This window comes from Achromobacter sp. FW305-C-28 (assembly GCF_058783235.1).
Genome location: NZ_JBYSYL010000009.1, coordinates 80,290 through 100,045 on the forward strand (window position 1 = coordinate 80,290; position 19,756 = coordinate 100,045).

Consider the following 19,756-nt stretch of genomic DNA (forward strand, 5'->3'; position numbering starts at 1 on the left):
ACGGGAGGCCCGGGAACCATGGCGATACTGAAACGGCTGGCCGAAATGGCCCGGCCCACCGTGGCGTTCACGCTGGACGGCAAGCCTTGCGCAGCGCTGGCCGGCGACACGGTGCTGACGGCAGTGCTGACCCAGGCCGAGCGCTTGCGGCTGTCGGAATTCGGCGGCGCGCCGCGCGCCGGGTTCTGCATGATGGGTGCCTGCCAGGACTGCTGGATGCAGCGCGAAGACGGCACCCGGCTGCGCGCCTGTTCCACTTATATCGAGCCGGACATGCGCCTGCGCAGCAGCCCCCTGCAGCCCGGCGCGGTGGCGGGAACGCTGGCGGCAAGCTGGGCCGAGGGCGAGGCGCCATGAGCATCATCCTGCCCGTGATCGTGGGGGCCGGCCCGGCCGGCGTGCGCGCGGCCCAGGCGCTGGTCGCGCAGGGCCTGCGGCCCGTGGTGCTGGACGAGGCGCCGCGCGCCGGCGGCCAGATCTACCGCCAGCCGCCACCGGGCTTCTCGCGGCCCAAGAAGGTGCTGTACGGCTTCGAACACCGCAAGGCCGATGCCCTGCACCGCCAGATGGACGAACTGCTGCCGCGCATCGACTACCGGCCCGGCAGCCTGGTCTGGAACGCCGAAGGCAAGGTGCTGGACGTGCTGCAAGGCGGCGCCAGCGCCCCGGTGCCCTATACGCACTTGATCCTGGCCACCGGCGCCACCGACCGCGTGCTGCCCTTTCCCGGTTGGCTGACGCCCGGCGTCTATACCCTGGGCGGCTCGCAGGTGGCGTTGAAGCACCAGGGCTGCGCCATCGGTTCGCGCGTCGTGTTCCTGGGCACCGGTCCGCTCTTGTACCTGGTGGCCTGCCAATACGCCAAGGCCGGCGCCACGGTGGCCGCGGTGCTGGACACCTCGCGCTTCGCGGACCGCCTGGCCGCCCTGCCTGGCCTGCTGCGCGCACCAGGGCTGCTGGCCAAGGGGCTGTACTACATGGCGTGGCTGCGTGCGCACGGCGTGCCAATGAAAAGCGGCGTGCGGCCGGTGCAGGTCGACGGCGACCTGCGTGTCAGCGGCCTGGTCTATCGGCAAGGCGCACGGCAGCACCGCATCGACTGCGACGCGGTGGGCTACGGCTTGTCCCTGCGGTCCGAAACGCAATTGGCCAGCCTGGTGGGCTGCCAGTTCGAATTCCATGCCCGCGACCGCAACTGGACGCCGCGCCGCGATGCCACCGGGCGCAGCAGCGTCACCGGCGTCTACGTGGCGGGCGACGGTGCGGGGATCGGTGGCGCCGATGCGGCCGAGCTGGCCGGCGAGCGCGCCGCGCTGGCATTGCTGGAAGATGCCGGTTATCCACAGCCCGGCGGCCGCGCGCGCGAACTCGAAGCCCGCCTGGCTGCCAACGGCCGCGTGCGCGATGCGCTGGAACGCGCGTTTCCGTTTCCCGACGACTGGGCGGCCGATATCGCCGACGACACGGTGGTGTGCCGCTGCGAAGAAGTCACCGCGGGCACGATGCGCGCCGCCATCCACACGACGGGTGCGCGCGAAATGAACCGCCTGAAGGCGCTGACCCGCGTGGGCATGGGCCGCTGCCAGGGCCGCATGTGCGGCGCGGGCGCCGCCGAAGTGCTGGCGCACGCCTGCGGCGCATCGCCCGACACGGTGGGTCGCCTGCGCAACCAGCCCCCGGTCAAGCCCATCCCGGTGGACATCGTCTGCCTGGACCGTTCCGCAAGGGCCGCGCCATGATCGAACGCATCGACACCGAAGTCGCCATCATCGGCGGCGGCATCGTCGGCGGCAGCGCCGCGCTGTTCCTGCGCCGCCTGGGCGTGCCGGTGGTGCTGCTGGAAGCCGCGCTGTGCGGCGCCCGCGCCAGCGGCGTGAACTACGGCGGCGTGCGCCGCCAGGGCCGCGGGCTGGAACAGATGCCGCTGGCACGCCGCGCACACGAACTCTGGGGCCAGCTGCCGCAGCTGATCGGCATCGACGGCGAATATGTGCGCTCGGGCCACCTCAAGCTGGCCTGTTCCGAAGCCGACCTGCAAGCACTGCACGCCTATCGCGATCAGACCCGTGGCTTTGGCATGAACCTGCAGATGCTGGACCGGCGCACGCTCGCGCGCCGCTTCGGCTGGCTGGGCGAACAGGTTATGGGTGGATCGCTCTGCCCCGACGACGGCCACGCCAATCCGCGCCTGGTATCGCCGGCCTTTGGCCGTGCCGCGCGCGCGCTGGGGGCGGACGTGCGCGAAGGCACCGCCGTCACCGAAGCCAGTCACGACGGCGACCGCTTCGTGCTGCGCGCCGGTGAACTGGAAGTGCGCGCGCGTTTCCTCTTGAACTGCGCCGGCGCCTGGGCCGGCCGCTTCGCCCAGGGCTTTGGCGAAACCGTGCCCGAAACCTCGATCCATCCGCTCATGATGGTGACCGAACCCCTGCCGCTGTTCATGGATGTCAGCCTGGGCATGCAGGGCGGCGGCATCTATGCCCGCCAGGTGGCGCGCGGCAACTGCGTCATCGGCGGCGGCCGCGCGGTCGCGTCCGGCCCGGACTACGCCCGGCCCGGCCGCGACGCCACCGGCACGCTCATGGCCAACGCGCAGCGCCTCTTGCCCGCACTGCGCGGCGCCCAGGTCATCCGCTTCTGGACCGGCGTCGAAGGCAACATGCCCGACCACAACCCGGTGCTGGGCCCCAGCGGCACCGTGCCGGGCCTGTTCCACGCCTTCGGCCTGTCGGGTGCGGGCTTTCAGATCGGCCCCGCCGTGGGCGAAGCGCTTTCCGAACTGGTCGTGCACGGCCGGTCTTCCATTCCCATCGATGCCTTCGGCATTGGACGATACACGGGGGCCGCTCACGGCGCCGTGCCTCGGTTGGGGCCTGTTCGTGAGCAAACGCTGGAGTCACCATGATGGACAAGAAACAGGGCGGCAAGGGCCGCCTGCACAAGGGGAAGTGGCTGCTGGGCGCTGCATTGACCGCGCTGTCGGTCGGCGCCATGGCGCAGCAAAAGACGTTGTACGTCGGCATGAACGGCGGCGACATGGAGCGCGCCTTCACCCAGTACGTCTTCCCCGATTTCGAGAAGGCCAACAACGTCAAGATCGTCGTCGTGCCCGGCACGTCCACCGACGTGCTGGCCAAGGCCCAGGCCTTCAAGGACAAGCCGCAGATGCACGTCATGTTCCTGGACGACGGCATCATGGCGCGCGCCATCACCATGGGCCTGTGCGAACAGCTCAACGACGATCCCGTGCTCAAAGAGCTGTACCCCACCGCCGTCATGAAAGACCGCATGGCCGCCGGCATCGACATCGGCATGACCGGCCTGGGCTACAACACCAAGCTGTTCGCCGACAAAGGCTGGGCCCCGCCCACCTCGTGGATGGACCTGGCCGACCCCAAATACAAAGGCAAGGTCGTCTTCCAGTCTGCCTCCGGCAGCACCTTCGGCCTGCACGGTTTCCTGATGTTCAATCGCATCCAGGGCGGCACCGACCAGAACACCGAACCCGGCTTCAAGCAGTGGCCCGCCACCATCGGCCCCAACGTGCTGGAATACATCCCCAACTCGGCCAAGCTGGCCGAGATGATCCAGTCCAACGAAGCCGCCATCTTCCCGCTGACCCCCACCGCCATCGCCCGCCTCAAAAAGCGCGACATCCCCGTGGAATACGTCCAGCCCAAGGAAGGCTCGGTCATCCTGATGGTCGGCGAATGCGTCATCGCCAAGAACAGCGAACCCGAACTGTCCCAGAAACTGGCCCTGTACCTGCTGTCCGCCCAGGCCCAGGCCAAGGCACTGGAAATGGGCGGCCATTTCCCGTCCAATAAGAACGTTCAGCCGCCGGCCGGCAACGAAGAGGCGCTCACGCGCTTCCAGGGCTACATGGCCAACGCCAAGATCCTGGACTGGGACCAGATCAACGCCACCCGTCCCGCCTTCAATGCGCGTTGGAACCGCACCGTCGAACGCTGACCACAGGCGCGCCGCGCCGTCCCCACCGAGGACGGCGCGGCGCCGATCCCCCCAGGGCGCGACCGCGCCCGCTACGGAGTAAGCCAGGCATGCGGCTCATCATCAGGTCAGGCAGCCCTCGCGCCATCGACGAATGGCGTGAAAAATTCAAGATCCACGCGCCCGCCCTGGACGTGGTCGACTGGCACGACGACATCGACCCCGCCACCGTCGACTACGCCCTGGTCTGGGCCCCCGACCCCGGCCGCCTCGCCACCTTCCCCAACCTCAAACTCATCATCAGCGCCGGCGCCGGCGTCGACCACATCGTTTCCGACCCCGCCTGGCCCCGCCACCTGCGCATCGCCCGCATGGTCACCCCGCGCACCGAAACCGAAATGGCCGAATACGTCCTGACCAGCGCCCTCATGCTGACCCGCGACGTCAAACGCGCCATCGACCAGCAAGCCCGCCGCCACTGGGAACTGTACGACTCCCTGCGCGTCGCCGCCGACATCCGCGTCGGCATCATGGGCCTGGGCCACCTGGGCATCGCCGCCGCCCGCCTGCTGTCCCGCGTCGGCTTCCCCGTCGCCGGCTGGTCCCGCGGCGCCAGCACCTTGCCCGACGGCCTGCCGTCCTACGCCGGCCAGGCCCAGTTCGGCGAATTCCTGTCCCGCACCGACCTCCTCGTGTGCCTCTTGCCCGCCACCGAATCCACCCGCGGCATCCTCAACCACACCACCTTCGCCCAACTCCCCCGCGGCGCCAGCCTCATCAACGCCGGCCGCGGCGCCCACATGGTCACCCAGGACGTCCTGAACGCCCTGAACTCGGGCCACCTGCACCAGGCCGTCCTGGACGTCTTCGACCCCGAACCCCTGCCCCCAGACTCCCCCCTCTGGACCCATCCCAACATCATCATCACCCCCCACTGCGCCGCCATCCCCGACCGCGAAGAACGCGCAAGACACACCGCCTGGCTGATCGAAGCAAACGAACGCAGCGAAGCCCTTCCCAACATCTACGACCCGTCACGCGGCTACTGATAGCCCTTTGCGCAAGCGCGCAGCGCCACCCGCCAAGCTGAAACGAGCAGAGTCTGGGGCGCCGGGGCAGTGGGGGTGCGGGGCGTGTAGATGCGCCCGACGGAATCCGAAGGAGTCGCCGAAGGCGAGGACGAGGATGAGGACGGGGAAGTCCGGAGCGAAGGCTCCGGACCGCAATCGTAGCCCCGCACCCCCACTGCCCCGGCGCCCCAGGCGTCTAAAGAACCCCACCCCCCAATCAGCAAAAAAACCGCAAAATCTGCAAACGAACAAAACCTACATTGCTCCCCAAGGAGCCCGCAAGTGAAACCCCAAACCCGAACCCAATATGCCCACCGCATGGACCCCGTCCTGCGCTGGCTGGCAAGCAACCCCGACGCCGACCCGGACCTGTATCACCTGGCCGACCTCGCCTGCCTGTCGCCGTATCACTTTCACCGCGTCTACCGCGCGATGATGGGTGAAACGGTCAACGCCACCGTGCAGCGCATCCGCATGCATCGCGCGGCCGTCGCATTGGGTGGCACCGGGGCATCACTGCGAGACGTTGCGCAGCGAGCCGGTTACGAATCCGACGCTGCCTTCAGCCGAGCCTTCGGCGCCACCTTCGGCATCTCGCCGGGACGCTATCGCGAAGCCCGCTCCCGTCCCTTCGACCCTCAGGAGTCAGGCATGTACCCCATCACCATCGAAACCTTTCCTGGCGCCATCCTGGCGGCCTTGCCGCACCGTGGCAGCTACCAGGAGATCGGCCCCGTCTTCACCCGCGCCTTCATGCTGGCCGGCAGCCGCGGCCTGGCCCGCCCCGAATCCATCGGCTTCGGCGTCTACTTCGACGACCCCGAACAAGTGCCCGTCGGCCAGCTGCGGTCCCTGGCCGGCATGTCCGTCGCGCCCGACGCCGACCTGGGCGACGAACTCGAACGCTTCGAGATCCCGGCCGGCCGCTGCGCCATCCTCACCTACACCGGGCCCTACAACGAAATGGACAAGCCCTATAACTGGATGTTCTCCGAATGGCTGCCCGCCAGCGGCGCCGTGCCGGCCGACTTTCCCATGTTCGAGCAGTACCTGAACGACCCGCGCACCACCCCGCCCGCTCAATTGCAGACGCGCATCTGCATGCCGCTGAAATAGGCCCGCCACCCCGGCGTACGCAACCCCCCGGGGGCCTGTTGACCTCAACAGGCCCTAGCCCAACACCCCCGCCAGATACTGCCGCAGCCACGCGTGCGCCGGATCGTCCTGGTAGCGCTCGTGCCAATACAGCGACACCGTGATCGCCGGCAGGCTCAGCGGCGCCTTCAGCGTCACGATGCGCGCGCTGCCCGACATCGCCTTCGCAATGCTCACCGGCATCGTCGCGATCAGGTCCGAGGCCTCGACGATGAACGGGCACACCATGTAGCTGGACAACGTCGCCACGATCCGCCGGCTGCGGTTCTGCCCCATCAGGATGCGATCGATCGCGGTGCTGAAATAACGCGTGTGGGCCGCCAGGTCCAGGTGCCCATAGCTCAGGTAGGCATCCAGGTTCCAGCGCTTGCGCAGGCACGGGTGGCCTTCGCGCACGATGCACACCGCCGGTTCCTGGTACAGGAAGCGCGTGCGCAGATCCGGCGCCGGGTCGGGAAAGTAGCCCGCGATCAATTCCACATGGTTGGTGTCCAGCATGCTCAAGCCGTGCTGCGGCCGCGCCGGCACGATCAGCAGCTGGAAATGCGGTGCGTCCACCGCCAGCCTGGGGATAAGTTTGGGCAGCAGCGTGTACTGCACATAGTCGGTCGCATAGAACGACAGGCTGCGCGACGAATGCGCCGGGTCGAACACCTCCCGCGTACGGGTGGCGCGGCGCCAGCTTTCGAGCAGTGGCTGAAAGCCCTGGTGCAGCTCCTGTGCCCGCAGCGTCGGCTGCCATGAACCGCCCTCGCGCACCAGCAGCGGATCGCCGAACAACTGCCGCAGCCGGTTCATCGCCGCGCTCATCGCGGGCTGGCTGATGCCCAGCTGCTCGGCCGCGCGTGACACATTGCGGCAGGCCATCAGCGCATCGAAATGCAGCAGCAGATTCAGGTCCGGATTCTTCACGACTGCCCACCTATAAATGGCATCTATACCAATATAAACCGCCAGGGCTGCTGGCAGATGCCCGCCCAGCCTAGGATGTTCCCGTTGTTGCAGTGAACCCGAGGCAATGCCTCTCAGGCTGGACACGCATGATCCGGCCGCAAGGAAGTTCTATCAACAAGGGGAAACCAAGCCATGAACGCAGCGTTTATTCGCAAGTGCTGTCTTGTATTCGGGAGCGTCGCGCTAGCCGCGGCCGCCCTGCCGGCGCGAGCCGACTGGCCCGACAAAGTGATCCGCATCGTCGTGCCTTTCGCGGCGGGCGGCTCGACCGACCTGATTGCGCGCAAGGTCGCCGAAGGACTGGGCCAACGCCTGTCCGCCAATGTCATCGTTGAAAACCGCCCTGGCGCGGGCGGCACCGTCGGCACCGACTACGTGGCGCGCCAGCCGCCCGATGGCTACACCATCCTGATGGGGTCCGTCAGCACGCACGGCAGCGCGCCCTGCGTGTATTCGAAGCTGCCCTACGATCCGGTCAAGGACTTCACGCCACTGAGTGTGGTGGCCACCATTCCCAACGTGATGTCGGTCAACCAGTCGGTGCCGGCCAACACGCTGCAGGAATTCGTGGCGCTGCTCAAGAAGGATCCCGAGAAGTACTCGTTCGCCTCCAACGGCCAGGGCACCTCCAACCACCTGGCGGCCGAACTGTTCAAGAACACGGCGGGCGTGTCCATGGTGCACGTGCCGTACCGCGGCTCTGGCCCGGCGTTGATCGACCTGGTGAGCGGCCAGATCAACATGATGATGGACGTGGTGATGACGTCCTACCCCTACATCAAGGACGGCAAGATCAAGGCGTTGGCGGTGACCTCGCCGCAGCGCTCCAGCATGTTGCCCGATGTGCCCACGGTGGCCGAGTCCGGCTATCCAGGCTACGAGGCCATGGTGTGGTTCGGCATGCTGGCGCCGGCCAAGCTGCCCGAGCCGCTGCGCCAGAAGCTGACCGATGCGTTGGTGCAGACCCTGCACGCGCCGGCCATGAAGACCTATCTGGAACAGCAGGGCGCGCAGGTGTCGGACGTATCCGGCCCGGCCTTCGGCGACATGATCAAGGACGAAATCAACAAGTGGTGCGGCGTAGTCAAGCAGGCCGGCATCCGCCTGGATTGAGCGCGTCGGCGCCCTTCATTTTTTTCTGGGAAGCACAAGCATGTATCGCATAGGGATAGACGTCGGCGGCACGTTCACCGACTTCACGATGATCGACGAAGACCGGGGCGTGGTGCACTTTCACAAAGTGCCGTCCACGCCGCAGGACCCGTCAGAAGCCATTGCCACCGGCATCGGCCAGATGCTGGCGGACCACGGCGTGTCGCCGTCGCAGGTGTCGCACGTGGGCCACGGCACGACGGTGGCCACCAATCTCATCATCGAGCGCAAGGGCGCCCGCGTGGGGCTGATCACCACGCAGGGCTTTCGCGATGTGCTGGAGATCGGCCGGCAGACGCGTCCGCACCTGTATGACTACAGCGTCGGCAAGCCGCCGGTGGCGGTGCCGCGCGAGTTCCGCGTGGAGGTGCAAGAGCGCATCAACGCGCAGGGCGACGTGCTGACCGCGCTGGACACCGAGCAGGTGCGCGCCGCGGCACGCAAGTTCGCCCAGGCCGGCATCGACGCCGTGACGATCTGTTTTCTGCACGCCTACCGTAACCCGACGCACGAGCAGGCCGCCGCGCGCATCGTGGCCGAGGAAATGCCCGATGCGTACGTGAGCCTGTCGTCCGACGTGCTGCCGGAATTCCGCGAGTATGAACGCCTGTCCACCACGGTGCTCAATGCCGCGGTGGGGCCGAAGATGGCGCGCTACCTCGAGCGCTTTTTGCAACGCGTGCGCGAGCTGGATATCGCCCACGAGCCGCACACCATCCATTCGAACGGCGGGCTGATGTCGATCGCCACCGTGCGCCAGTATCCGGTACGCACCTGCCTGTCGGGGCCGGCCGCGGGCGTGGTGGGCGCCGCCGCGGTGGGACGCGCCATCGGCAGCCTGAACCTGGTGACGTTCGACGTGGGCGGCACCAGCACCGACGTGTCGCTGATCTGCGATGGACGGCCCTTGTTCACGTCACATCGCCAGGTGGCCGGGTATCCGGTCAAGACGCCGATGGTGGATATCCACGTGATCGGCGCGGGCGGCGGCAGCATTGCCTGGCTGGATGACGCGGGCGCCCTGAAAGTGGGGCCGCACAGCGCGGGCGCGGTGCCCGGGCCGGTCGGCTATGGGCGTGGCGGCACCGAGCCGACCATCACCGATGCCGAGATTGCCTTGCAGCGGCTGAACCCGGTGGCGCTCTTGAACGGCCGCATGCCGGTGCACGCCGAAGCCGCGCGCCAGGTGATCGATGCGCGCGTGGCCCGGCCACTGGGACTGGACCGCGAAACGGCCGCCGAAGGCATCCTGCGGATCGCGGCGGCCAACATGAGCCGCGCCATCCGGGCCGTGTCCACCGAGCGGGGCTACGATCTGTCGCAGTTTGCGCTGTATGCCTATGGCGGCGCCGGCCCGCTGCATGCGGTGGAAGTCGCCGAGGAATGCGGCATTCCCGTGGTGATCGTGCCGCAGGAACCCGGCACCATGTGCGCGCGCGGCATTCTCTTGAGCGATATCTCGTTCGACTTCGTGCGCAGCGAGATCTCGCTGGCCAGCGAGGCCACTTGGGCCGGCGTGTCCGCCATCTTCGAGGGCCTGCGCGGCCAGGCCGAACGCTGGCTGGATGACGAACGCGTCGAACCCGCGCTGCGCCTATATCGCAGCGCTATCGATGCGCGCTACGAAGGCCAGAACTTCGAAGTGCAGGTCAGCCTGGATGACACCGGCGCCGGCGCCGGCGGCTATGCGGAATTCGCGCGCCGCTTCAACGAGGCGCACGAACGCGAATACGGCTACACGGTCGATGACCGCAAGGTGCAGATCATCAACTGCCGCATGCAGGCCGTGGGCCAGGTCGTGAAGGCGCCCTTGGCGCCGCGCCATGTCGGCGGCACGTTGCAGGATGCCCGCATCGGCGAACGCCGCGCCTATTTCGGCGCCCGCCACGGCTGGCTGGATACGCCGGTGTATGACCGCGACCGCGTGCCCACCGGCGTGCGCTTCACCGGCCCGGCGCTGCTGGAAGAAATGAGCTCGACCACTGTCGTGGGCGCCGGCCAGGACGTCACGGTCGACGATTACGGCAACCTGATTATCCGTCTGCAAGGAGGCTCCGATGCGTGAAGCCAAAGAAGAATCGGGCGCGGCACTGGCCGATCCCGTCGGCATGGAGGTATTCTGCAACCGCCTGTTGTCCATTACCGAAGACATGAACAACACGCTGGTACGTGCGTCGTTCTCGACCAACATCAAGGAACGCAAGGATTGCTCGGTGGCGCTGTTCGATGCCACCGGCCGGCTGGTGGCGCAAGGCACGCAGATTCCGCTGCACCTGGGCTCGCTGGATGGCGCCATGGGTGCAATCCTGCGCACCTTCCCGCAGGGCGAGATTCGCGACGGTGACGTGTTCATCTGCAACGATCCCTATCTGGCGGACGGCAGCCACCTGCCCGACATCAATATCGTCACGCCGGTGTTCTGGGCCGGCACGCTGCGGTTCTTTGCCGCCAACATCGCGCACCATTCCGACGTAGGCGGCGCGGTGCCGGGGTCCATCGCGGGCGGCCTGAAATCGATCTTCGAAGAAGGCATCCGCATTCCCGCCTGCCGCATCGCGCGCGCCGGCGAGGTCGACGAAGACATGCTGCGCCTGATCTGCGCCAACACCCGCGATCCCGAAGAGCGCGTGCTGGACTTGCGGGTGCAGATGGCCACCAACCGTCGCGGCGCGGCCGCGGTGCAGGGGCTGATCCGTCAGATGGGCCTGGACGCCGTGCTGCGTTCGGTCGACGACGTCATTACCTATACACGTCGCCGTCTGCTCAACCGCATCCAGGAACTGGCGCTGGGCAGCTACACCTTCCGCAGCGACCTGGACGATGACGGCATGGGCGGCGACCCCGTGCCGATCCAGGTGACGCTGACCGTCAGCCGCGACGGACTGCACTTCGATTTCGAAGGCTCGGGCAAGCAGGCGCGCGGCGCGATGAACCTGCCGTTCAACGCCCTGCGGGCCTGCGTGTACTACGCCGTGAAGGCGCTGCTGGACCCTGACCTGGCGCCCAACGCCGGCCTGTTTGATCCCATCAGCGTGTCGGCGCCGGTCGGCACGATCACCAACCCCGAACATCCCGCGGCGGTGGGCGCGCGTTCGATCACCGCGCAGAAAGTGGCGGGCGCCATCTTCGGCGCATTCCGTGGCCTGCTGCCGGCAGAAAAGACCATGGCATCCAGCAACGATTGCTGCCCCGCCATCGTGTTCTCGGGCCGTTGGCGCGAACGCGCGGGCCATTTCGTATACCTGGAAACGCTGGGCGGCGGCGCGGGTGCGCGCTTCGATGCCGACGGCATGGATGCGGTGCACGTGCATATGACCAACACGTCGAACCTGCCCGTGGAAGCGCTGGAAAACGAATACCCGTTGCTGATGGACGAGTACGCGATGATCCAGGACTCGGGTGGCGCGGGCCGCACGCGCGGCGGCATGGGCATCGCCAAGCAGATCCGCGCGGTGGGGCCGGGCATCGTGTTCTCGGCGCGCTCGGACAGCCATACGGTGGGCGTGGCTGCGGGCGTGGACGGCGGTGGCGATGGGCGCCGGGCTCGGCTCATCCGCAATTTCGGCACGCCCAGCGAGGAAGAGCTGTTTTCCAAGACCGCCAACATCGCGTTGGCGCCGGGCGACAGCGTGCGCATCGAAACGCCGGGGGCGGGCGGCTATGGGGCGCCGGCCCAGCGCAGCCGTGCCCGCATCGAACGCGACCTGGCCGACGGCAAGATCAGCGCCGCGGCCGCAAGGTCGGATTACGGCGTTTAGCCCTGCGCTACGCCACGTTCAGCGACATCGAGTACTTCATCTTGTCGTGCGGGAACGTGGTGATGGTGGCCAGCAGCAAGACCCCGCCGCTGCCGTAGTAGCGGCGGGTGATGACAAAGCCCGCCGTCTTCGGCTCGACCTGCAGTTGCCTCGCGATGCTGGCTGCAATCGGCGTGGCCGAGAACTCCTGGTTGACCTCGTGGATGCGGTTGCCGAAGTGGTCTTCGATCAGGCGCAGCAACGAGATGCGCGGCTGGATGTCGGCACGCAGGTCGGAATGCGCGGGGTCGGCGTAGATCAGCGTGCAGGCCACGGGCGTGTCCTGGTCGCCCAGCGTCTTGATCGAATTGATGTGCAGCCACGACTGGCCGGCTTCGCACCCCAGCGTTTCGGCCAGGCGCCGTGTCAGCTTGATGGTGCGCACGTCCTGCACCAGCAGCGCGGCATTGCGTGCGTACTGCAGCAGGTCGGGGAACTGCGAAATGCGCTGCGTGAAGCGGGTGCTGGCGCTGGCGGTTTCCACGCGCGTACCCACGCCGGGCCGGCGCGACACCATGCCCGCCACGGTCAGCATGCGGATGGCTTCGCGAATGGTGTGGCGGCTGGCGCCGAACTGGTCGCACAGCTCGTGTTCGGTGGGCAGCAGCGTCATGACCGGATAGCGGCCCGCGCCGATGTCACGCGCCAGCTGCTGGTAGATGCTTTTGTAGCGCGGGCCGCCGGCGTCAGCGTCCGGGGCCTCTGCCCGGCCGCGCGCTTCGCGCGCGCCATTCGGCGCGGCCACGCGTTCGGAAGATCGGGTCATGGGGGCTCCTTTGTGGCTCGTTCTATCGGGGTTTGTACGGACAATAACCGATTGACAACGTTGTCTCGTCCGATCCATTATTTGTCCGGACATTCATGTACGGACAAATTGTACGGCCGACATGGGTTCGCGGGGCAAGCGGGGCGGTTCTTTTTTTGCAGCGGCGCGTCCTTTCCCGATCTAGCGGCATCAGGCAGTTCTTGCAGTTCTCTTCCAATACACGGGGGTTTTCATGGGCAAGGTACTTGCAGTGCTCGCGGCGGCGACGATGGCCGCCGGCGTGGGCGCCAATGCGCAGGCGCAGCAGAAACTGGTGGTCGCCGGCTACGGCGGCTCGTTCGAAGACATCATGCGGCAAGACATCTTCCCGCCCTTCGCCAAGCAGCACGGCGTTGAACTCGACTACGTCGCCGGCAATTCCACCAACACGGTGGCGCGTCTGCAGGCCCAGAAAAGCAACCAGCAGATCGACGTCGCGATCATCGATGACGGCCCCATGTACCAGGCGATCGCGCTGGGCTTCTGCGCCCCGATCCAGGGCCTGCCCGCCGACGATATCTATGGCACCGCGCGCTACAAGGACGACAAGGCCGTGGCCATCGGCATCGTCGCCACCGGCATCATGTACAACAAGAAGGTCTTCGACGAACGCAAATGGGCCGCGCCCACGTCCTGGAAAGACCTGAAGGACCCCAAGTACAAGAAGCAGCTGGTGGTGCCGCCGCTGAACAATACCTACGGCCTGCACGCGCTGGTGGAGTACGCCCGCGAAGGCGGCGGAGGCGAAAAGAAGATCGACGCCGGCTTCAAGACCTTCAAGGACGAGGTCGGCCCCAACGTGCTGGTGTACGAGCCGTCGCCGGGCAAGATGACTGAACTGTTCTCCAGCGGCCAGGCCACCATCGCGGTCTGGGGCAGCGGCCGCGTCAAGGCCTTTGCCGACACCGGCTTCCCGGTGGGCTTTGTGTATCCCCAGGAAGGCGCCTATGCACTGCTGTCGTCGGTGTGCCCGGTCGCCAAGGCCAACGCCAATCCGTTGGCCCAGGCCTTCGTGAACTACCTGGTCAGCCCGGCGGTGCAGGAAAAACTCGCCACCGCTTACGGCTACGGCCCGGTCAACAAGCAGGCCAAGGTCGCCGATGATCCGCGCGTGCCGCTGCCGATCGGCAAGCGCGCCGCCGACCTGATCGTGATCGACTGGGACACCGTCAATCAGAATCGGGACGACTGGAACAAGCGCTGGACGCGGGAAATCGAGCGTTGAGGCAACGGCGGCGCATGCGCCGCCCGCAGGAGCATTCATGAGCTATCTCGTACTGAACCGCCTTTCCAAGCGCTACGGCGACCTGACGGCCGTCGAGGACCTGAGCCTGTCCGTCAAGCGCGGCGAGTTCATTTCCCTGTTGGGCCCGTCCGGCTGCGGCAAGACCACCACTCTGCAGATGATCGCGGGCTTTGTCGAACCCAGCGGGGGCAGCATCGTGCTGGACGGCAAAGACGTCAGCAAGATGCCGGCCAACAAGCGCGGGCTGGGCATGGTGTTCCAGAACTACGCCCTGTTCCCGCACATGACCGCCGCCGAGAACGTGTCGTTCGGCCTGGAGATGCAGCGGGTGAAGAAGGACGAGCGCCAGGCCCGCGTGGCCGATGCGCTCAAGCTGGTGGGCCTGTCGCATTTGGCTGACCGCCATCCGGCGCGCATGTCGGGCGGGCAGCAGCAGCGCGTGGCGCTGGCCCGCGCACTGGTGATCCGGCCCAGCGTGCTGTTGCTGGACGAGCCGCTGTCCAACCTGGATGCCAAGCTGCGCGAGGAAATGCAGCTGGAATTGCGCAGCATCCAGCGCACGGTGGGCACCACCACCATCCTGGTCACGCACGACCAGTCCGAAGCGCTGGCGCTGTCGGACCGCATCGTGGTGATGAACCAGGGGCGGGTCGAACAGGTGGCCGATCCGTTCGAGGCCTACGAAGGGCCGGCCAGCCATTTCGTGGGCGGCTTCCTGGGCAAGGCCAACGTGTTCACGCCGACCGCCCAGCAGTTCGACGGCGAGACGCGCGCACGCATCGGCGAAGCCCACATTCCCATGGACGGCCAGCCGGTGCCGCAGGGCGCGGTGATCGTGCGGCCCGAGAAGATCCTGTTTGCCGACGCGGGCGCCTGTGCCCTGCCCGGCCGCATGAAGACGCGCGTGTTCCAGGGCAACCATTGGCTCTGCCAGGTGGAAACGTCGGTGGGCGAAGTGATGGTGATCCGCCAGAACGACGGCGTGCCGGTGCCGGCTGAAGGCCAGCCGGTGCACCTGCGCTGGCGCGCGCAGGACATGTGTCTTGTGGCCGGGAAGCCCACGCCATGAGCGCCCGCGCCAACCCCTGGCTGCTGAGCGCGCCGGCGCTGGCGGTGTACGCCACCTTCCTGGTGGTGCCGATGGCGCTGGTGTTTCTGATCAGCTTCTTCGACTTCCAGTTCTACGGCGGCATGCAGGCCACGTTCACCTGGAAGAACTATCTGGAAATCCTGGGCGACGGCTATTACTACGAGATCTACGCCCGCACCTTTGGCGTGGCGGCGCTGGTCACCGTGGCCTGCCTGGTGCTGGGCACGGCCGAAGCCTATGTGCTGTCGCGCATGGCCAATCCGTGGAAGGGGCTTTTCCTGATGGTGGTGCTGGGGCCGCTGCTGATTTCGGTGGTAGTGCGCACGCTGGGCTGGGCCTTGCTGTTCGGGTCCACGGGTCTCATCAACAAGGCCTTGATGGGCATCGGCCTGGTGTCCACGCCGATTGACCTGATGTACAGCAACCTGGGGGTGGGCATTGCGCTGACCCACGTGCTGGTGCCGTTCATGGTGATCTCGGTGTGGGCCTCGTTGCAGCGGATCAATCCGTCCACCGAAGCCGCGGCGCTGTCGCTGGGGGCCAGCCAGTTCACCGTGATCCGGCGCGTGATCGTGCCGCAGGTCATGCCGGGCATTCTGTCGGGCGCGATCATGGTGTTCGCCATGGCGGCCAGCTCGTTCGCCACGCCGGCCATCATCGGCGGACGCCGACTGAAGAACGTGGCCACCGCGGCATACGACGAGTTCCTGAACACGCTGAACTGGCCGTTGGGCGCGGCCCTGGCGGTGGTGCTGCTGGTGGCGACCGTGGTGGTGCTGCTGTCGGCCAACCGGATCATCGAGCGTCGCTATGGCGCGGTCTTCAACCAATCGGGGGCCTGACATGAACTTCCGCAATGGTCCGATCGGCCTGCTGTTCCACACCGTCTTCATACTTTTCATCCTGGCACCCATCGTGATGGTGTGCGCGGTGGCCTTCACGTCCGAAGGCTTCATCTCGCTGCCCAGCGGCGGCCTGTCGCTGCGGTGGTTCCGCGCCATTCTGGACAATCCGCGCTTTGTCGAGGCGTTCTGGTTCAGCCTGGGCCTGGGCACCTTGTCGGCCACCGTGGCGATTGCGCTGGCCGTGCCCAGCGCACTGGCGCTGGCGCGCAACCGCTTTCGCGGCCGCGAGGCGCTGGTGGCGTTCTTCCTGTCGCCGCTGATGATTCCTCACGTGGTGCTGGGCCTGGCCTTCCTGAAGTTCTTCACCACCGTGAACCTGGCCGGCACGTATGTGGGGCTGGTCGTGGCGCACGTGATCCTGGTCATGCCCTATGCCCTGCGGCTGGTGCTGGCGTCGGCCACCGGCATCGACCCTGCGCTGGAGCGCGCCGCGCAATCGCTGGGCGCCTCGAACTGGACGGCCTTCCGGCGCGTGGTGCTGCCGCTGTTGCTGCCAGGCGTGGTGAGCGGCTGGGTGATTGCCTTCATCACCAGTTTTGATGAGTTGACCATGTCGATCTTCATTGCATCGCCGTCGACCACCACGCTGCCGGTGCGCATCTTCCTGCACATCGAAGACACCATCGATCCGCTGGTGACGGCGGTGTCCGCCGTGCTGATCTACGTAACGATCATCGCCATCTTCATCCTGGACCGCCTGGTCGGCCTGGAAAAGCTGTTTGTTGGAAAGGGACGCTAATGACGGACGAGAAAGAACGGGCGCCGCGCGCGCCGACGCACCGGGGGATCTACGATGCCGCGGTGATCGGTGGCGGGCTGGTCGGTTCGGCCGTGGCCTACGGGCTGCGGCGCGAACTGGATCACGTCGCCGTGCTGGACGAGGGCGATGTCGCATACCGCGCGTCGCGCGGCAACTTCGGCCTGGTGTGGGTGCAGAGCAAGGGCATGGGCCTGCCGCGTTACGGCGTCTGGACCATGACGTCGGCCACGGCCTGGCCGCAGTTGGCGGCGCTGCTGCAGGAAGAAACCGGCGTGGACGTGCACCTGGAACAGCGCGGCGGTCTGCATGTGCTGTTGAGCGACGAAGAGATGGACGCGCGCGCCACCTTCATGAAGACGCTGCTGGCCCAGCCCGGCATGGCGCAATATGACTGGAAGATGCTGGACCGCGCCGAGGTGGCCGACCTGGTGCCGGGCATCGGCCCGGACGTGCGCGGCGCGACCTGGACGCCGGTCGACGGCATCGCCAATCCGCTCAAGCTGCTGCGCGCGCTGCACATGAGTTTTGCACAGCGGGTTGTGGATTACCTGCCGCGCTGTCCGGCGCAGCAGATCCGCCAGCGCGAGGGTGTGTTCGAGATTGTCACGCCCACCGGCACCGTGCGCGCGCGCAAGGTGGTGCTGGCCGGCGGGCTGTCCAACAAGGCGCTGGGCGAACAGGTGGGCCTGGCCGTGCCGGTGCGCCCGCAACGCGGCCAGATCGTGGTGCTGGAACGCACCCGCCGCCTGCTGGAAACGCCGCTGTCGACCTTGCGCCAGACCGACGAAGGCACGTGGCTGATCGGCGATTCTCAGGAAGAGGCCGGCTATGTGGACAACCTGGTGGGCCTGCCCATCCTGGGTACGCTGGCCGATCGTGCACTGCGCACGCTGCCGGCGCTGCGCGAGGTGCGCGTGGTGCGCAGCTGGGCCGCGCTGCGGGTGATGTCGCAAGACGGCTTTCCGATCTACCAGCAATCCGAAACGTGTCCCGGGGCCTTCGTGGCCACCTGTCATAGCGGCGTGACACTGGCCGCCGCGCACGCGCTCAAACTTGCGCCCATGATCGCCGCCGGCACGCTGGCCGACGACATGGCGCCCTTCTCGACCCGGAGGTTCCATGTTCAAGAGGCTTGATGAGGCTCAGCGCCAGGCGCAGGGCGCGCCGGTGCGGGTAACGGTCAACGGCGCCGACCTGCAATGCCGCCAGGGCGACAGCGTCGCCGCGGCGCTGTTTGCCGGCGGCATGCAGGCCTGTCGCGATACGGCCGTGGGCGAGGTGCCACGCGGACCCTATTGCATGATGGGCGTGTGCTACGACTGCCTGGTCACCATCGATGGTCAGGCGAACCAGCAGGGCTGCATGACGGCCGTGCGCGAAGGCATGAAGATCGAGCGCCAGCTGGGCGCGCGCAAGGTGCAGGCATGATCGAGACGACGCAATGCGATTTGCTGGTGGTGGGCGCCGGCCCTGCCGGCCTGGCCGCCGCGACGGCGGCCGCACGCCTGGGCGTGGATACGGTGCTGCTGGACGAGCAACCCGCGCCCGGCGGGCAGATCTACCGCGCCATCACCACCACGCCGGTCACCAACCGCGCGATCCTGGGGCCGGACTACTGGCACGGCGCCTCGCTGGTCGAACCGTTCAAGCAATCCGGCGCGCGTTACGTGCCGGGTGCCACCGTGTGGGCCGTGGCCGAACGCACCGCGCCGCAGCCCGAACAGGGATTCGAGGTGGCCTATTCGGTGGCGGGCGAAGCACGCATCCTGCATGCGCGCCGGTTGCTGCTGGCCACGGGCGCGCAGGAACGGCCCTTCCCGATTCCGGGTTGGACGCTGCCCGGCGTCATCACGGCGGGCGCGGCGCAGATCCTGCTGAAGTCCGCCGGCATGGTGCCCAGCGACCGCACGGTGTTGGCCGGCAGCGGCCCCTTGCTGTACCTGGTGGCCTGGCAATACCTGAATGCAGGGGTGAAGATCGACGCCCTGCTCGAAACCACGCCGCCGGGACGCTTGCGCCAGGCGCTGCCCAAGGTGTGGGGCTTTCTGCGGTCGCCCTACCTGGGCAAGGGCCTGTCGCTGCTGCGCGCCGTGAAAGCCGCCGTGCCCATCATCAAGGGCGTGACGGCGCTGCAAGCGCTGGGCGACGGCAAGCTGGAAAGCGTGCGCTACACCGTGGGCGGTGTGACCAAGACGTTGCCGGCGCAGCAGCTGATGCTGCACCAGGGCGTGGTGCCCAACGTCAACCTGTCGCGCGCCATAGGCATCGAGCACCGCTGGAACGGTGCGCTGGACTGTTGGGAGCCCGACGTGGACGACTGGGGCCTGACGTCGGTGGATGGCGTGGGCATGGCGGGCGACGGCGCCGGCATTGCCGGTGCGCTGGCGGCCGAACAGCGTGGCCGGCTGGCCGCATTGCAAGCGGCGCATCTGCTGGGCCGCATCGACGCCGCCCGCCGCGACAACGAGGCCGCCGCGCCCCGCGCCGCCTTGGCGCGCGCTGTGCGCGGCCGCGAATTCTTCGATGCGCTGTACAAGGCGCCCGAAGCCCTGCGCCGCCCCACCGGAGACACCATCGTCTGCCGCTGCGAGGAAGTCACCGCGGCGCAGGTGCGCGACACCGTCAAGCTGGGCTGCAGCGGTCCGAATCAGATGAAGGCCTTCCTGCGCTGCGGCATGGGTCCGTGCCAAGGGCGGTTCTGCGGCCTGACCGTGTCGGAGATCATCGCCGAGGAACGCGGCGTGCCGGTAGAAGAAGTGGGCTACTACCGGCTGCGCTTCCCGACCAAGCCGCTGACCCTGGGCGAGCTGGCGTCGCTGCCGCAGACCGATGATTCCCGCCAGGCAGTGGTGCGCCTGAAAAAATAGGAGG

18 protein-coding genes are annotated in these 19,756 nt (G+C 67.4%); 16 read left to right on the forward strand and 2 right to left on the reverse strand.

Going from position 1 to position 19,756, the window contains the following annotated elements; genetic code table 11:
• Positions 1-18: 18 nt before the first annotated feature.
• The 6 genes from AC3WMR_RS21200 (at position 19) to AC3WMR_RS21225 (ending at position 6,137) form a co-directional block, all read left to right on the forward strand.
• Positions 19-357: a (2Fe-2S)-binding protein gene (locus AC3WMR_RS21200; protein ID WP_492264811.1), complete on the forward strand. Its 339-nt coding sequence runs from the start codon at positions 19-21 to the stop codon at positions 355-357.
• On the forward strand, positions 354-1,739 hold the full coding sequence (locus tag AC3WMR_RS21205) for an FAD/NAD(P)-dependent oxidoreductase (RefSeq protein ID WP_492264812.1): 1,386 nt from the start codon (positions 354-356) through the stop codon (positions 1,737-1,739). The genes AC3WMR_RS21200 and AC3WMR_RS21205 overlap by 4 nt, the downstream gene beginning before the upstream one ends.
• Positions 1,736-2,905: an NAD(P)/FAD-dependent oxidoreductase gene (locus tag AC3WMR_RS21210; protein WP_492264813.1), complete on the forward strand. Its 1,170-nt coding sequence runs from the start codon at positions 1,736-1,738 to the stop codon at positions 2,903-2,905. The genes AC3WMR_RS21205 and AC3WMR_RS21210 overlap by 4 nt, the downstream gene beginning before the upstream one ends.
• Positions 2,902-3,972 (forward strand): ABC transporter substrate-binding protein, encoded by a 1,071-nt coding sequence (locus AC3WMR_RS21215; RefSeq protein ID WP_492264814.1) that lies wholly within the window; start codon positions 2,902-2,904, stop codon positions 3,970-3,972. Before AC3WMR_RS21210 ends, AC3WMR_RS21215 begins: the two co-directional genes overlap by 4 nt.
• Before the next feature lie 89 nt (positions 3,973-4,061).
• Positions 4,062-5,000, forward strand: a complete 939-nt coding sequence (locus AC3WMR_RS21220; protein ID WP_492264815.1) for a 2-hydroxyacid dehydrogenase — start codon at positions 4,062-4,064, stop codon at positions 4,998-5,000.
• Between the two features lie 303 nt (positions 5,001-5,303).
• A complete protein-coding gene (locus tag AC3WMR_RS21225; protein WP_492264816.1) occupies positions 5,304-6,137 on the forward strand; it encodes an AraC family transcriptional regulator in 834 nt (277 codons plus the stop codon).
• 54 nt (positions 6,138-6,191) lie between these two features.
• On the opposite strand, the gene AC3WMR_RS21230 is transcribed toward AC3WMR_RS21225, so the two are convergent.
• Complete coding sequence (locus tag AC3WMR_RS21230) at positions 6,192-7,088, reverse strand: LysR family transcriptional regulator (protein WP_232786645.1); 897 nt, start codon at positions 7,086-7,088, stop codon at positions 6,192-6,194.
• A gap of 174 nt (positions 7,089-7,262) precedes the next feature.
• Between AC3WMR_RS21230 and AC3WMR_RS21235 the strand changes: the two genes are divergently transcribed.
• Genes AC3WMR_RS21235 through AC3WMR_RS21245 form a run of 3 tightly spaced genes read left to right on the forward strand, consistent with a single transcriptional unit; the run spans position 7,263 to position 12,040 of the window.
• Positions 7,263-8,243, forward strand: a complete 981-nt coding sequence (locus AC3WMR_RS21235; RefSeq protein ID WP_492264817.1) for a Bug family tripartite tricarboxylate transporter substrate binding protein — start codon at positions 7,263-7,265, stop codon at positions 8,241-8,243.
• 40 nt (positions 8,244-8,283) lie between these two features.
• Positions 8,284-10,347, forward strand: a complete 2,064-nt coding sequence (locus tag AC3WMR_RS21240) for a hydantoinase/oxoprolinase family protein (RefSeq protein ID WP_492264818.1) — start codon at positions 8,284-8,286, stop codon at positions 10,345-10,347.
• A complete protein-coding gene (locus AC3WMR_RS21245) occupies positions 10,340-12,040 on the forward strand; it encodes a hydantoinase B/oxoprolinase family protein (protein WP_492264819.1) in 1,701 nt (566 codons plus the stop codon). The genes AC3WMR_RS21240 and AC3WMR_RS21245 overlap by 8 nt, the downstream gene beginning before the upstream one ends.
• 7 nt (positions 12,041-12,047) lie before the next feature.
• Here AC3WMR_RS21245 and AC3WMR_RS21250 read toward each other — a convergent pair whose 3' ends face one another.
• Positions 12,048-12,845 (reverse strand): GntR family transcriptional regulator, encoded by a 798-nt coding sequence (locus AC3WMR_RS21250; RefSeq protein ID WP_025141136.1) that lies wholly within the window; start codon positions 12,843-12,845, stop codon positions 12,048-12,050.
• 232 nt (positions 12,846-13,077) lie between these two features.
• On the opposite strand from AC3WMR_RS21250, the gene AC3WMR_RS21255 reads away from it, so the two are divergent.
• The 7 genes from AC3WMR_RS21255 to AC3WMR_RS21285 are packed head-to-tail and all read left to right on the forward strand — an operon-like array spanning position 13,078 to position 19,752.
• Positions 13,078-14,109, forward strand: a complete 1,032-nt coding sequence (locus AC3WMR_RS21255) for an ABC transporter substrate-binding protein (protein WP_175192269.1) — start codon at positions 13,078-13,080, stop codon at positions 14,107-14,109.
• A 37-nt stretch (positions 14,110-14,146) separates the two neighbouring features.
• On the forward strand, positions 14,147-15,199 hold the full coding sequence (locus AC3WMR_RS21260) for an ABC transporter ATP-binding protein (RefSeq protein WP_492264820.1): 1,053 nt from the start codon (positions 14,147-14,149) through the stop codon (positions 15,197-15,199).
• Complete coding sequence (locus AC3WMR_RS21265; protein ID WP_492264821.1) at positions 15,196-16,062, forward strand: ABC transporter permease; 867 nt, start codon at positions 15,196-15,198, stop codon at positions 16,060-16,062. The genes AC3WMR_RS21260 and AC3WMR_RS21265 overlap by 4 nt, the downstream gene beginning before the upstream one ends.
• Before the next feature lies 1 nt (position 16,063).
• The gene (locus AC3WMR_RS21270) at positions 16,064-16,864 is read left to right on the forward strand and encodes an ABC transporter permease (RefSeq protein WP_492264822.1); all 801 of its coding nucleotides are present in this window, start codon (positions 16,064-16,066) and stop codon (positions 16,862-16,864) included.
• Positions 16,864-18,021, forward strand: coding sequence for an NAD(P)/FAD-dependent oxidoreductase (locus AC3WMR_RS21275; RefSeq protein WP_492264823.1), 1,158 nt, complete (start codon positions 16,864-16,866; stop codon positions 18,019-18,021). The genes AC3WMR_RS21270 and AC3WMR_RS21275 overlap by 1 nt, the downstream gene beginning before the upstream one ends.
• On the forward strand, positions 18,005-18,313 hold the full coding sequence (locus AC3WMR_RS21280; protein ID WP_025141130.1) for a (2Fe-2S)-binding protein: 309 nt from the start codon (positions 18,005-18,007) through the stop codon (positions 18,311-18,313). The genes AC3WMR_RS21275 and AC3WMR_RS21280 overlap by 17 nt, the downstream gene beginning before the upstream one ends.
• Complete coding sequence (locus AC3WMR_RS21285) at positions 18,310-19,752, forward strand: FAD/NAD(P)-dependent oxidoreductase (RefSeq protein WP_492264824.1); 1,443 nt, start codon at positions 18,310-18,312, stop codon at positions 19,750-19,752. Before AC3WMR_RS21280 ends, AC3WMR_RS21285 begins: the two co-directional genes overlap by 4 nt.
• The last annotated feature ends 4 nt before the right edge of the window (positions 19,753-19,756 follow it).